This window comes from Cloacibacterium rupense (assembly GCF_014645495.1).
In the GTDB taxonomy this organism is placed as follows: domain Bacteria; phylum Bacteroidota; class Bacteroidia; order Flavobacteriales; family Weeksellaceae; genus Cloacibacterium; species Cloacibacterium rupense.
This window is the reverse complement of sequence record NZ_BMLV01000005.1, coordinates 144,633-157,702: the sequence shown is the minus strand read 5'-3', so window position 1 is coordinate 157,702 and position 13,070 is coordinate 144,633. Positions and strand designations below refer to the sequence as shown.

The 13,070-nt window shown below is 32.6% G+C and carries 13 protein-coding genes; 9 read left to right on the top strand and 4 right to left on the bottom strand.

Translation table 11 applies throughout. The features are described 5' to 3' along the window. Nucleotides 1–85: 85 nt before the first annotated feature. Nucleotides 86–295: a helix-turn-helix domain-containing protein gene (locus tag IEW40_RS11340; RefSeq protein ID WP_188618218.1), complete on the bottom strand. Its 210-nt coding sequence runs from the start codon at nucleotides 293–295 to the stop codon at nucleotides 86–88. Nucleotides 296–299: 4 nt separating this feature from the next. Continuing rightward, entirely contained in the window at nucleotides 300–899 is a 600-nt protein-coding gene (locus IEW40_RS11335; protein ID WP_188618217.1) for a DUF2975 domain-containing protein, read from the bottom strand. A 324-nt stretch (nucleotides 900–1,223) separates the two neighbouring features. Between IEW40_RS11335 and IEW40_RS14235 the strand changes: the two genes are divergently transcribed. Next, on the top strand, nucleotides 1,224–1,448 hold the full coding sequence (locus IEW40_RS14235; protein WP_188618216.1) for a 30S ribosomal protein THX: 225 nt from the start codon (nucleotides 1,224–1,226) through the stop codon (nucleotides 1,446–1,448). Nucleotides 1,449–1,479: 31 nt separating this feature from the next. On the opposite strand, the gene IEW40_RS11325 is transcribed toward IEW40_RS14235, so the two are convergent. Next, nucleotides 1,480–2,130, bottom strand: coding sequence for a DUF937 domain-containing protein (locus IEW40_RS11325; protein ID WP_188618215.1), 651 nt, complete (start codon nucleotides 2,128–2,130; stop codon nucleotides 1,480–1,482). Between the two features lie 125 nt (nucleotides 2,131–2,255). Then, nucleotides 2,256–2,765 carry a DUF2480 family protein gene (locus IEW40_RS11320; protein WP_188618214.1) on the bottom strand — a complete coding sequence of 170 codons (510 nt, stop codon included), beginning with the start codon at nucleotides 2,763–2,765 and terminating at the stop codon, nucleotides 2,256–2,258. A gap of 103 nt (nucleotides 2,766–2,868) precedes the next feature. Here IEW40_RS11320 and lpxB point away from each other — a divergent pair, with 103 nt between their 5' ends. The 8 genes from lpxB (at nucleotide 2,869) to rlmD (ending at nucleotide 12,990) form a co-directional block, all read left to right on the top strand. Continuing rightward, on the top strand, nucleotides 2,869–3,972 hold the full coding sequence (lpxB, locus tag IEW40_RS11315; RefSeq protein WP_188618213.1) for a lipid-A-disaccharide synthase: 1,104 nt from the start codon (nucleotides 2,869–2,871) through the stop codon (nucleotides 3,970–3,972). A gap of 3 nt (nucleotides 3,973–3,975) precedes the next feature. Further along, complete coding sequence (locus IEW40_RS11310; RefSeq protein ID WP_188618212.1) at nucleotides 3,976–4,428, top strand: DUF1569 domain-containing protein; 453 nt, start codon at nucleotides 3,976–3,978, stop codon at nucleotides 4,426–4,428. A gap of 35 nt (nucleotides 4,429–4,463) precedes the next feature. After that, nucleotides 4,464–6,224, top strand: a complete 1,761-nt coding sequence (locus tag IEW40_RS11305; protein ID WP_188618211.1) for a ComEC/Rec2 family competence protein — start codon at nucleotides 4,464–4,466, stop codon at nucleotides 6,222–6,224. Between the two features lie 107 nt (nucleotides 6,225–6,331). Then, nucleotides 6,332–6,997, top strand: coding sequence for a succinate dehydrogenase cytochrome b subunit (locus IEW40_RS11300; RefSeq protein ID WP_188618210.1), 666 nt, complete (start codon nucleotides 6,332–6,334; stop codon nucleotides 6,995–6,997). Between the two features lie 16 nt (nucleotides 6,998–7,013). Continuing rightward, nucleotides 7,014–9,026, top strand: coding sequence for a fumarate reductase/succinate dehydrogenase flavoprotein subunit (locus tag IEW40_RS11295; RefSeq protein WP_188618209.1), 2,013 nt, complete (start codon nucleotides 7,014–7,016; stop codon nucleotides 9,024–9,026). A gap of 24 nt (nucleotides 9,027–9,050) precedes the next feature. Continuing rightward, the gene (locus tag IEW40_RS11290) at nucleotides 9,051–9,821 is read left to right on the top strand and encodes a succinate dehydrogenase/fumarate reductase iron-sulfur subunit (RefSeq protein WP_188618208.1); all 771 of its coding nucleotides are present in this window, start codon (nucleotides 9,051–9,053) and stop codon (nucleotides 9,819–9,821) included. Between the two features lie 149 nt (nucleotides 9,822–9,970). Continuing rightward, entirely contained in the window at nucleotides 9,971–11,488 is a 1,518-nt protein-coding gene (locus tag IEW40_RS11285) for a TlpA family protein disulfide reductase (protein ID WP_188618207.1), read from the top strand. A 92-nt stretch (nucleotides 11,489–11,580) separates the two neighbouring features. Continuing rightward, nucleotides 11,581–12,990, top strand: a complete 1,410-nt coding sequence (rlmD, locus tag IEW40_RS11280; protein WP_188618206.1) for a 23S rRNA (uracil(1939)-C(5))-methyltransferase RlmD — start codon at nucleotides 11,581–11,583, stop codon at nucleotides 12,988–12,990. The last annotated feature ends 80 nt before the right edge of the window (nucleotides 12,991–13,070 follow it).

The window sequence follows — 13,070 nt, the reverse complement described above, 5'->3', positions numbered from 1 at the left end:
AAATTGTTTGATTAAATTTATCAAAAATTCAAGTTGCAAAGATAAGGTTTTGTGATGGAAGATGGAAGTTTTTGATGTTTTAAAACTATTTTTCGGGAATATATTCTAATAAATCTGCTGGTGTACAATCTAAAGCTTTACAAATAGCTTCTAAAGTAGAAAGTTTTATCGCTTTTGCTTTTCCTGTTTTTAAGATGGAAAGATTGGCTTGTGTAATGCCAATTTTTTCTGCGAGTTCTTGCGATTGCATTTTGCGTTTGGCAAGCATTACGTCTATGTTAATGATGATTGGCATAATTTTAAATTGTTAAATCGTTTTCTGATTGAAGTTCGTAGCCTTTTTTGAAGAAGGCAATCACAAAGAGAATGCTACAGCCAATAATTAACATATAAAAACTTGTGTAAATAGCATCTCCAAAAGCAAAGTCTTTGAAAATAAAATTTTTAAAAATATGAAGCGGAATATATAATAAATTGAGATATGCTAATCTTTTTAACCAAAGAATAATTTCTTTACTGAAGATGATTTCGTTTGTAAGTTCTTTCAGTATTTTATATAATGAATAAGTGAAAAAAGATAAATAAAAGAATGTGCTAATAATATTAAATCCTGAATGTAAATTATAAATTCCTGTATAAAGTTGAGTTTCTGTAAAAGGTATGTTCATTCTGAATTTCATTAGATCTTTTAATTTTTCTGTATAAAAATTATTACTCCAACCTACATCTTGGCTGATGTAAAAAGTTTGTGAAAGAAAATGGCTCTCAGTTTTTTCGTTATAAAGAATAACAGAAAATCCGAAAATTTCATAAAGTCCTACTAAAGTAAAGATGATGAATAAAAAGTAGAAAAAGTAACTTAAATACTTTGATACAGAGTTTTTACCGATTAGTTTCATAATTATTTGTTTTAAAATTATATCGCAAATGTATAAATAATTATTGTAAAACAATAAAATATTTCAAATTTTGATAAAAATTAATTTTAATGCGGTGAGTTTTCGCGTGAGGGCGAAACCGAAAATCCCGCAGTAGGCGCTGGCTAAAGCCTTGGAACGAGGAATTGCAGGTGAAGACCGACTTTTTGTTTTTTTTAAGAGATTAAGTTTTGGAAAAAAACAAAAAGGCACGCCCTAATTAATTTATTGATGATAAATAACGGTAGGCGTGAATGGATATTTTTTTTAACTTTGTAAGAACCAATCATTTAAAATTTAATTTTTATGGGAAAAGGAGACAAAAAAACGAGAAAAGGTAAAATAATACAAGGGAGTTATGGAAAAACAAGACCTAGAAAATCTTCGAAATCTGTAATTCCTGCAAAAGTAGAAAAGCCTAAAAAAGAAGCAGCCCCAAAAGCGGAAAAGCCAAAAAAGGCTGAAAAACCAACTGAGGAAGTGGTGGAAGAAAAACCGAAAACCACGAAAAAGAAAAAAACCGAAGAATAGTCTTCGGTTTTTCTATGTAATTGTATATTAACTATTTGCCTCCTAAAATAGAGCCTAGTAAACCACCAAGTCCGCCCTGTTGAGCTTGTTGTTGGTTGCCACCACCAAGAACGCTGCCTAGTAAGTCACCTAGTCCGCCACCAGATTGTTGAGTAGCGCCACCAAGAACACTACCTAAAATACTAGAAAGAGGATCATTGCTTTGCTGTGCTTGTTGTTGAGCACCACCCAAAATACCGCCTAATAAATCACCAAGTCCGCCAGCGCTTACGCCATTTGCTTGTTTTTGTTTGCCAATGTAACCCATGATTACAGGAGCTAGCATTGCTAAAATTGGTCCAATTTTGTCCATTGAAATGCCTGTATTCTGAGAAAGTTGGTTTTCAACGGTTGCTTTTTCTCCGCCGAAAATGTGGTCTAGAATAGAACCGCCTTCCGCTTCTCTTTCTAGAGCAGACGATGGATTGTCAAGAATAGAACCATCGTGGTCTCTGTCTAATGCGTTATTAAGAGCTTCAGCTTCGTTGGCATCTTGAGATTTATTTCTAAGATACGAAATAATGAGAGGAGCAGCTACTGCAGCGAGTGCAATCATTTGAGATTTAGAAATTCCGAATTTGTTTTCGGCTTCTGTAGCTACCTGATTTCCTACGTTTCCTGTGATAAGGTCAATTAAACTCATATTGTGTTTTTTAATTGTTAATAATTATTTTTTAACAATTCAAATGTACGATTTTTATGAATTTTTAAAATAGAATTTTTTATAAAACAATGTTAAATTTATTGCAGAGAATTAAGAAATGTGGTTTAATTTTTAAAAATAGGAACATTGCTGCAAGCTTCGCCGAACATGAGTGATTTTACAATCGGTTTTAGTTTTTCTACCAATTCTATGTAAGCGTTTTCGGGGATGTCTTCTTCACTACAGCCTTTTACCAAAACGCGTTTTGCTTCTAAAGCATCGAAATTGTAATTAGAAATTGCTTCATGCATTAAGATGATTTCTAAATCTTTTTTATTGCCATAAACTATTTTTTTTGCAATTCCTGTCAATTTAGAAGTGATCAGAAAATATGCCCAAATGGGAATAATAGCTTCTACTGAACAATAAACGTAAACAAAAGTATCACGGTAGATTTCAGTGTCTATTTCTGCTACTTTTTCGCGGAAATCTTTTTCTTTTAAAATCATTTCCATAAAGAGAAAATCTTTCAAATCTATCTCTATTCTTTTGCCTTTTGGAGAAAGTGCTGATAAATCAAAATTCACCAAACCACTTTCTGCTACTTTATTTTTTATTTCGAAATCTTCTGACATTTTTTATTATTATATTTGAGCAAAATTAATTAATTATAAATTGAAATTTGAGGTTTGATATTTGAAATTGATAAAATCATTAAACGCTCATTACTCATTACTTATGAAATATTATATCATCGCAGGAGAAGCATCGGGAGATTTGCACGCTTCTAATCTTATGAAAGCTATTTTACAGAAAGATATAAACTCAGAATTCAGATTTTGGGGAGGAGATTTGATGGGAAAAGTAGCGAACCAAAAACCTGTAAAACATTATAAAGAACTCGCTTTTATGGGTTTTTTAGAAGTGGCGATGAACATAAAAACCATTTTGAAAAACATAAAACTTTGTAAAGAAGATATCAAGAATTATCAACCAGATGTTTTGGTTCTGGTAGATTATCCAGGGTTTAATCTCAGAATTGCAGAATTTGCCAAAAGTATTGGGATAAAAGTGGTTTATTATATTTCTCCACAACTTTGGGCTTGGAAAGAAGGAAGAGTAGAAACCATCAAAAAATATGTAGATGAAATGCTGGTGATTCTTCCGTTTGAGAAAAATTTTTATAAAAAACATCAAGTCAATGCTCATTTTGTAGGTCATCCTTTGCTAGATGCGATTTCTGATTTGCCAGAAATTTCTGCGGAAAATTTCAAAAAAGAAAACGGTTTAAACGAAAAAGAAATCATCGCGCTTTTGCCGGGTTCTCGTGAACAAGAAGTAGAAAAAATGTTGAGTTTGATGCTTTCTGTGCGTGATTATTTTAAAAATTATCAGTTTGTAATTGCAGGAGCTCCAAGTTTACCAAAAGAATTTTACCAAAAATTTGTAGATGATGACGTGCATTTTGTTTCAAATAAAACTTATGATTTGTTGAGGTGTTCTAAAGCTGCTTTGGTAACTTCCGGAACGGCAACTTTGGAAACAGCTTTGCTAAACGTTCCCGAAATTGTGTGTTACAAGACCAGCACAATTTCTTATGAAATTGGGAAACGCGTGGTGAAAAATATTAAATTTATTTCTTTGGTCAATCTCATTATGGACAGAGAAATTGTAAAAGAACTCATTCAAAAAGAATTAAATACAGAAAATTTGGTGGCTGAACTTCAAAAAATTCTAGAAGGACAAAAGCGAGACGAAATGCTCATGAATTATGAACTTTTGAGAGAAAAACTTGGCGGAAAAGGAGCTAGCAAAAATGCAGCGGATATTTTTGTAAATTAAAAGATGAAGAAATTAATTTCTCAAATGGACGAAATTGAAAATTTAAAACAATTTTCAGATAAAAGCGCTCCAGAAATCTCAGAAGCTAGTGTTGGTTGGCATCTGGAGCATTCACTTTTGGTGATTTCAAAAATTATAGAAGGCTTGAAAAAATCTAAGCCTGAAAATTATCAACCTAAAAATAATTTTGCAAAACTTTTTGTGATGACTACAGGTTACATTCCTAGAAAGAAAGCAAAAGCGCCTAAATTTACCATTCCTAGTAGTGTTGATGCAATTCAAAACATTGAAAATCTTATCATTAATATTAGAGGAGAGATTTCTAAAATTCAGAATCTTAATGCTAATTCTTTTGTAGAGCATCCACTTTTCGGACATCTTAATTTGAAACAAACGATTAAATTTCTTTGCATTCACACGCATCATCATTTGAAAATAGTAAGAGATATTTTATAAAAAATTTCTATCTTTGGTTAAACTATTAGCCAATAATGAACAAGCAACCTCTTCTCCTGATGCTTCTGTGCTATGTTTTGGGGATTCTTTTCTGCGATTTAATACCAACTTCTATTCATCAAACTCTATTTTTGATGAGTTTTGCATTGGTTTTCAAGATGCTTTCATTCTTTAAAGTTAAGATTTTAAAAGAATTGAAAAACTATTCTCTAGGATTTTTGTTTTTTTCGGTGGGTGTTTTTTCTCATTATTGGCATTCTAAAAAACCTGAAATTCCAAATTTTCAAGGAAAGCAAACGCTTGTTTTTCAAATTGATAAGAAGTTGAATTCTAATAAAAAGTACAGAAAATACGAAGTTTTGGCAAAAGTTGAAAAAAATGAAATTAATGCCATCTTGTATGTTCCGAAAGAAGAAAAACAACTTGATTTTAAAAATTATTATCAGACCAAAGTATATATAAATAAAGTAGAAAGTCCGAAGAATGATTTTCAGTTTGATTATGCAAAATATCTCTCAAGAAAAGGAATTTATTATCAAAGTTTTGCAACAGAAGAAATTCTAGAAGCTCCAAAAAAAACGCTGACCATTTCTGAAAAAATCAGACAAAAAAGACTAGAAATCCTCAATACGATTGATGGTTCTAAACTCCCAAAAAGAGAAAGAGAATTTCTAAAAGGAATTATCTTGGCAGACCGTACAGAAATGGATGCCGAAATGGTTTCGGATTTTAGCAAAAGTGGTTTGGTGCATTTTTTGGCAATTTCGGGTACGCATTTGGCGATTATCTTTTGGTTGATTTTATATCTTTTGAAACCTATTTTTCCAGCAAAATTTAGAAGAATTCCTATAGTGCTATCTTTGCTATTTATCTGGAGTTTTACGATTTTCATAGATTATGGAAGTTCTGTGGTTAGAAGTTGCTTGATGATTACGGCATATTACAGTTTTGTGCTTTTACAGCGCAAACCAGATTTACTCCACGCAATAGCAATTGCAGGTTTTGCGATTTTAATTTTTGATACGCATCAACTTTTTGATGTTGGTTTTCAGCTCAGTTTTGTAGCTGTTTTTGGAATTTTTTGGTTGAATACACCGATTTTGAAAAATCTCCCAAGACCTAAGAATAAAATTCAAGATTTTCTGTTCAACATAGTTTCAATGAGTTTAGCAGCTCAGATGGCTACATTGCCTTTAGTTATTTTTTATTTTCATCAATATTCATTTTTATCAATAGTTGCCAATGTAATTATAGTACCGTTTTCGGAAATTATTATCATTTTTTCTTTGTTAATGACCGTTTTATTTGCCTTTAAAATAGAATTCTCTTGGTTGAGTTTTATTTATGAAAAATTAGTAGATTTTTTGTTGAATAGCATTCATTTTTTTGCAGAACAAGATTGGTTTTTCCATAAAAATATTCCTTTAAATATTGTTGAAATAATTATTCTTTTTGTGGTAATTTTTCTATTGAGAGGTTTGTTTTTACATCAAAGTAAGGCTTTGCCTCGCGTTTTGGGATTTGCAATGTTGTTTTTATTGGTCAGAATTTTTATTAATTTTTATCAATTTAATAGAACAGAAAATTTATTTTTGGAGCATTTTAATCAAAAAATAGTTATTCAAAAGGAAGGTGGTAAGGCAATTTTTCGGGTGAGTGAAACGGCTGATGTTGAAGTGCTAAAGCGTTTTATTATAGATTCTTATATGGCTTCAAGACGTGTTGAACAATATGAAGTAGAGATGGTTACTGATGATTTTTTGGAGGCCAAAATGGGTGAGAAATTTAAAAGATGAACTAAGTCTTATTTAGAACCATTACAAAATACAAAAAATGACATTTGTCATATTTTTGCCCACTTTATAATTCTTAATTTTGTGGAAATTCAAAAAAAATATAAACAATGGCAGGATTAACTCAATCTACAATTGGTAGAAAGTTTTTAATGGCGCTTTCAGCAATGTTTTTGCTGATTTTCTTATTAATTCACCTCTCGGTAAATTTACTTTCATTGTTTGGTGAAGAAGGTCCTTTTAATGCAGCCTCACATTTTATGGGTTACAATCCTCTAATTCAATTTGCAATGCAGCCGGTATTAATTGCTGGTGTAGTGTTTCACTTTGTGATGGGATTTGTACTAGAAATTAAAAACAAAAATGCGAGACCAGTAAAATATGCTGTAGCCAAAAACAGCGGAAACTCTACTTGGATGTCTAGAAATATGATTATTTCTGGAGCGGTTATTTTAGCATTTTTAGGCGTTCACTTCTATGATTTTTGGGTTCATGAGATGAATTACAAATATCTAGAAGGTTTAGCAATTGATGAAGGGAGATATTGGGAAGAACTACACGCTAAGTTTGCAGACCCAATAAGAGTAGCATTTTATGTTATTTCTTTTGTGTTACTAGGATTACACCTTTCTCACGGTTTTCAGTCTTCATTCCAATCTATTGGAGCGAGACATCCTAAGTATTTAAAATGTGTAAACACATTAGGAACTTGGTATTCTATCTTAATTCCTCTAGGATTTATTATAGTAGCTGTTTTTCATTTCGTAACTCAATAATTACATCTATATTATTATGAGCATTCTAGATTCTAAAATTCCTAAAGGTCCATTAGCAGACAAATGGAAAAATCATAAAGATCATATGAACTTGGTTGCACCTAACAACCGAGATAAAATTGACATTATTATTATTGGTACTGGTTTAGCTGGCGGTTCTGCTGCGGCTACATTGGCAGAACAAGGATATAATGTAAAAGCTTTTTGCTACCAAGATTCGCCAAGAAGAGCACACTCTATTGCAGCACAAGGTGGTATAAACGCAGCCAAAAACTATCAAAATGATGGTGATTCTGTTTACAGACTATTCTATGATACCATAAAAGGTGGAGATTACAGAGCAAGAGAAGCTAATGTACACAGATTAGCTGAAGTTTCTGCAAATATTATAGACCAATGTGTAGCACAAGGTGTACCTTTTGGTAGAGATTACGGTGGTCAATTAGACAACCGTTCTTTCGGGGGAACTCAGGTAAAGAGAACTTTCTATGCTAAAGGACAAACGGGTCAACAGTTATTATTAGGTGCCTATTCTGCAATGAGCCGTCAAATCGGTAAAGGTAGAATTAAAATGTACAACCGTCACGAAATGATGGATCTAGTATTAGTAGATGGCAAAGCAAGAGGTATTATTGCTAGAAACATGGTAACTGGCGAGATTGAAAGACATTCTGCTCACGCTGTAGTTATTGCTTCTGGTGGTTATGGTAATGTATATTTCCTTTCTACTAATGCAATGGGTTCTAACGTTTCTGCCGCATGGAAAATTCACAAAAAAGGAGCGTTTTTTGCTAATCCTTGTTTTGTGCAAATTCACCCGACTTGTATTCCTGTTCATGGAACTCAGCAGTCTAAATTGACCTTAATGTCAGAATCTCTTAGAAACTCAGGTAGAATTTGGGTCCCTAAAAAATTAGAAGATGCTGTTGCCATCAGAGAAGGTAAATTAAAACCTGAAACCATCAAAGAAGAAGACAGAGATTACTATTTAGAAAGAAGATATCCTGCATTTGGTAACTTAGTGCCTAGAGACGTAGCGTCTAGAGCAGCCAAAGAAAGATGTGATGCTGGTTTCGGAATCGAAAATAATGATACTAAAGAAGGTGTTTTCCTAGATTTCTCTACAGAAATTATGAAAAAAGGTAGAGAAGCTGCTACTGAGAAAAACATCCACAATCCTTCAGATAAACAAATTTATGATTTGGGTAAAAAATGGGTAGAAGAAAAATACGGAAACCTATTCCAAATGTATGAAAAAATTACTGCAGACGATCCTTATGTAACTCCTATGAAAATTTATCCAGCGGTTCATTACACAATGGGAGGAGTTTGGGTAGATTATAATCTGATGAGTACCATTCCTGGTTGTTTCGTAATAGGTGAAGCTAATTTCTCTGACCACGGAGCGAATAGATTAGGTGCATCAGCATTAATGCAAGGTTTGGCAGATGGTTATTTTGTACTTCCTTATACCATCGCAGATTATCTATCAGCTGATATTAGAACAGGTGCAATACCTACTAATTCTTCAGAATTTGAAGCTGCTGAAAAAGAAATCAAAGATAAAGTACATTTCTTCTTAAACAATAACGGTTCTAAATCTGTAGATTATTTCCATAAAAAATTAGGAAACGTAATGTGGAATAAAGTTGGAATGGGAAGAACTCCTGAAGGTTTAGCAGAAGCCATCAAAGAAATTGAAGAAATTAGAAATGAATTCTGGAAAGACGTTAGAGTACCAGGTGATGCAGATGGTATGAACCCAGAGTTAGAAAAAGCTTTCCGTGTAGCAGATTTCTTAGAATTAGGACAATTAATGGCTATAGATGCTCTTAATAGAAACGAATCTTGTGGAGGTCACTTCCGTGAAGACCACGCAACACCAGAAGGTGAAGCAGAAAGAGACGACGAAAATTACAAATACGCCGCAGTTTGGGAATACAAAGGTGATGATATCAACGCCGAAGTATTGCACAAAGAAGAATTGGTGTACGAGAATATTGAAGTTAAAACTAGATCTTATAAATAATCTCCAACATAAAAAAAGATAATTATGAGTGCTAAAAAAGGATTAAATCTGACTCTGAAAATTTGGAGACAAAAAAATAATAAAACAAAAGGTCAATTCGAGACCTATAAAATATCAGACGTTTCACCAGATTCTTCATTCCTAGAAATGCTAGACATGCTTAATGAAAATCTAGTAAACGAAGGAAAAGAACCCGTAGCTTTCGATCACGATTGTAGAGAGGGTATCTGTGGTATGTGTTCGCTTTACATCAATGGTAGAGCACACGGTCCTGATACAGGTATTACCACTTGCCAGCTTCACATGAGAATGTTCAAAGATGGTGAGACCATTCATATAGAACCTTGGAGAAGTGCTGCTTTCCCAGTTATCAAAGATTTGGTAGTAGACAGAAGTGCTTTTGATAGAATCATGGCTGCTGGTGGTTTCGTTTCGGTAAATACTTCTGGAAATACATTAGACGCAAATGCAATCCCAGTTCCGAAAGAAGATGCTGATAAAGCTATGGATGCTGCAGCTTGTATTGGTTGTGGAGCTTGTGTAGCAACTTGTAAAAATGGTTCTGCAATGTTGTTTGTAGGAGCTAAAGTTTCTCAGTTTGCACTTTTACCACAAGGTAGAGTAGAAGCCAACAGAAGAGTGCTTAATATGGTGAAACAAATGGACGAAGAAGGCTTTGGAAACTGTTCAAATACAGGCGCTTGCGAAATAGAATGCCCGAAAGGAATTTCTCTAGAAAATATAGCAAGAATGAACAGAGAATTCCTTGCTGCTAAGTTTACAACTGCTGAATAAGTTTTATAAACTGAATAAATTGAAAATCACCTCTCTGCTTGAGGTGATTTTTCGTTAAATAATTCCCAAAATGTAAAGTTTATTTTAGCAAATAAAACTAAAAGTATATTTTTGCTAATCAATTATTAAAACAATTTTTTAAACGAAAAATGAAAAAGTATTTTTTATTATTATTTTTTGCCATTTTAATTATTTCTTGTTCTAAAGGTGGTAAAGTAACCATCTCAGGTAATCTACAAAATGCTAGACCTCTAGAAAGAATAGAGATAATAGAAACAACAGGTATTGCTACATTGCCAGTTGCTAATTTCGGAACTGATGCAAAAGGAAATTTTTCTCAAACTATTGAAATTCCAAAAAATGGAGTTTACATTATTACCTACGGTGGTAGTTCAGGTTTTATTTATCTGAAAGGTGGTGATAAAGTAGACATAAAAGCAGATGCTATTATGTTTCCTATGACCATGCAAATCTCTGGAGATGCTAAAGGTAATACAGAGTTTTTAACTGAAAGCCAAAAATATATTAATGAATACCTTTCTAAAATCAATCAATCTGTAGTTACCAAAAATGAAACAGATTTTTTGAAAGAATTAGAAAAATATAAAACAGAAATTTCTAAGGAATTAGATAAAATAGCTGATACTAAAAAGCCTGATAGCGATGTGAAAAAATTGAGCAAAAACGAACTAGATGTTACCTTGCTTAGAATTTCTTCTCAATATGAAGCATTGCATGGTCAAGCTACCAATAATCCTAATTATAAGCCTTCAGACAAATTAAAAGATTTTCAGAAATCATTAGAAAACGAAAAATTTGTAGAGAATATGGCGACCTATAGAAATTATTTGTTATCTAAATATGGTGCAGAATTCCAAAAATATTTTCAAGCGAATCAAACACCAGCGCCAAACTCTAATGTAGAAATATTTGCTAAGTTTTTAGACACTAAAAAAGATATTTCTGATAAGGTTAAAGACTATTTACTGGCTACAGTAGCCACTCAGTTTGACCTTCAACCCAATAATCCGAAAGTGCCAGAAATTATGAAGGTACTTAATTCTAAAGTAAAGTCAGAATCTATGAAAGCTGACCTTAAAAAAGTAGAAGAAGCCATCTACGGTTTACCAGTAGGAACAGATTATTCTAAAACAGAATTGGTGAAATTAGATGGTAAAAAATCTTCACTTTCTGAACTGAAAGGAAAACCTACAGTGGCTGTTTTCTATGCTTCTTGGAATCCTTACATCAACCAAAGCGTAGTTCCTGTACTTAAAGAAATGGTGAAATTCTATGGAGCAAAAATTAATTTCGCATTTGTAGATTTAGATGATACCCAAGACCAATTTAAGAAAACTGCCAATGCAATGTTCAAAGACATAAAAGGTGTAAATTTCTATGGCGAAAAAGGGATGAATTCTGAAATTGCAAAACAATTTGCTGTATATGGTTTCAAAATGCCTAGTTTTGTTATCTTAGATAAAGATGGTAAAATATCTGGTAGAACTTATTTCAATATAGGTGATCCACAATTTGTAGATGCACTTAACAAAGCATCAGGTTTAATGCCACCATCAGTATTGCCTAATCAAAATCAACAAATGATGCCGCCACCTCCTCCACCTGTAGAAGAGCATTCTGCTAATGATGGACACAATCATAAATAATTAAAAAATAAAAGATATAAACAAAGCGGACTTTACTAAGTCCGTTTTTTTATTTTTAAAAGTGTAATTTTGCCAAAGTTTTTAAAGAAAAAATGAGTAAGAAAAAGAAAAATATAATTTTAGAAAATATAAAGCTAATCTCTGCAGGAGCTAAAGGTGTAGCAGTAGGTAAAACTGAAGAAGGTAAAACCGTTTTGGTTACTGGTGCTGTGCCAGGTGATATAGTAAATGCCAGAGTAAAAAAAGCAAAATCTAAATATTACGAAGCTGAAGTGCTAGAAATTTTAGAAAAATCACCATACAGAGTAGAACCAAAGTGCATTCATTTCGGTGTTTGTGGTGGTTGCAAGTGGCAAAATCTTTCTTATGAAAAACAATTAGATTTCAAACAAGAAGAAGTTTATAACAATATCAAAAGAATTGGCGGAATAGAAAATTTCGAAACTTTGCCTATTCTAGGCTCGGAAGAAGAATATTTCTACAGAAATAAAATGGAATTTTCTTTTTCTAATGCTCGTTGGCTTACTCAATTCGAAATCAGTTCCGAAGAAAATTTTGGTAACAAAGATGCCTTAGGTTTTCATATCCCAGGAATGTGGAGCAAGATTTTGGATTTAAAGGAGTGTTTCTTGCAAGAAGAACCTTCTAACGAAATGAGATTGGCTGTGAGAGACTATGCCATAAAAAATGGTTTAGAATTTTATGATGTCAAAAATCAAGAAGGTTTCCTTAGAACTTTTATGCTTCGACAGAATTCTAAAGGAGAATGGATGGTTTTATTCCAATTGTATAGAGAGGAAAAAGAAAATAGAGAAAATCTTTTCAATTTCGTTTTAGAGAAATTTCCACAGATTAAAACCTTGGTTTTTGCCATTAATTCCAAAGGGAATGATTCTGTGTATGACCTAGATATTCAAACCTATTTTGGTGAAGGATTTTTATATGAAGAAATGGATGGACTTCAGTTTAAAATTGGACCTAAGTCTTTCTTCCAGACCAATTATAAGCAAGCGCTTAATCTTTACAGAAAAACACTAGAATTTGCAGGAATTACTGAAAATGATGTGGTTTACGATTTGTATACCGGAACTGGCACTATTGCTCAATATATTGCCAAAAAAGCAAAATATGTAATCGGGATAGAATCTGTGCAAGAAGCAATAGATGCTGCTAAAGAACATGCCAAACTCAATGGTTTAGAAAATTGTGAATTCCATTGTGGTGATATGAAAGATGTTTTCACAGAAGAATTTTTAGCCAATCATCCAAAAGCGGATGTTTTGGTTACAGACCCTCCGAGAGACGGAATGCATCAAAAAGTAGTAGAACAAATTCTAAAATTAGCTCCTAAGAAAATTGTCTATGTCAGTTGTAACTCGGCTACCCAAGCCAGAGATTTAGCGCTGATGAAAGATGATTATGATTTGGTCAAGATTTTACCAGTAGATATGTTTCCGCAGACGCATCATGTAGAAAATATCGCTTTATTAATAAAAAAATAACTAAATTGGGGGTTCAAATAAGAATCCCCAATTTTTTTAATCAAATTTGATTAAAATCTAACCAAGAAAAATAATTAAAA

Bases quoted from the DNA above. Each gene is read 5' to 3' on its own strand.
- lpxB (WP_188618213.1), top strand. From the start codon at position 2,869: ATGAAATATTATATCATCGCAGGAGAAGCATCGGGAGATTTGCACGCT.
- rlmD (WP_188618206.1), top strand. From the start codon at position 11,581: ATGAGTAAGAAAAAGAAAAATATAATTTTAGAAAATATAAAGCTAATC.
- IEW40_RS14235 (WP_188618216.1), top strand. From the start codon at position 1,224: ATGGGAAAAGGAGACAAAAAAACGAGAAAAGGTAAAATAATACAAGGG.
- IEW40_RS11320 (WP_188618214.1), bottom strand. From the start codon at position 2,765: ATGTCAGAAGATTTCGAAATAAAAAATAAAGTAGCAGAAAGTGGTTTG.
- IEW40_RS11325 (WP_188618215.1), bottom strand. From the start codon at position 2,130: ATGAGTTTAATTGACCTTATCACAGGAAACGTAGGAAATCAGGTAGCT.
- IEW40_RS11305 (WP_188618211.1), top strand. From the start codon at position 4,464: ATGAACAAGCAACCTCTTCTCCTGATGCTTCTGTGCTATGTTTTGGGG.
- IEW40_RS11295 (WP_188618209.1), top strand. From the start codon at position 7,014: ATGAGCATTCTAGATTCTAAAATTCCTAAAGGTCCATTAGCAGACAAA.
- IEW40_RS11285 (WP_188618207.1), top strand. From the start codon at position 9,971: ATGAAAAAGTATTTTTTATTATTATTTTTTGCCATTTTAATTATTTCT.
- IEW40_RS11310 (WP_188618212.1), top strand. From the start codon at position 3,976: ATGAAGAAATTAATTTCTCAAATGGACGAAATTGAAAATTTAAAACAA.
- IEW40_RS11340 (WP_188618218.1), bottom strand. From the start codon at position 295: ATGCCAATCATCATTAACATAGACGTAATGCTTGCCAAACGCAAAATG.
- IEW40_RS11290 (WP_188618208.1), top strand. From the start codon at position 9,051: ATGAGTGCTAAAAAAGGATTAAATCTGACTCTGAAAATTTGGAGACAA.
- IEW40_RS11335 (WP_188618217.1), bottom strand. From the start codon at position 899: ATGAAACTAATCGGTAAAAACTCTGTATCAAAGTATTTAAGTTACTTT.
- IEW40_RS11300 (WP_188618210.1), top strand. From the start codon at position 6,332: ATGGCAGGATTAACTCAATCTACAATTGGTAGAAAGTTTTTAATGGCG.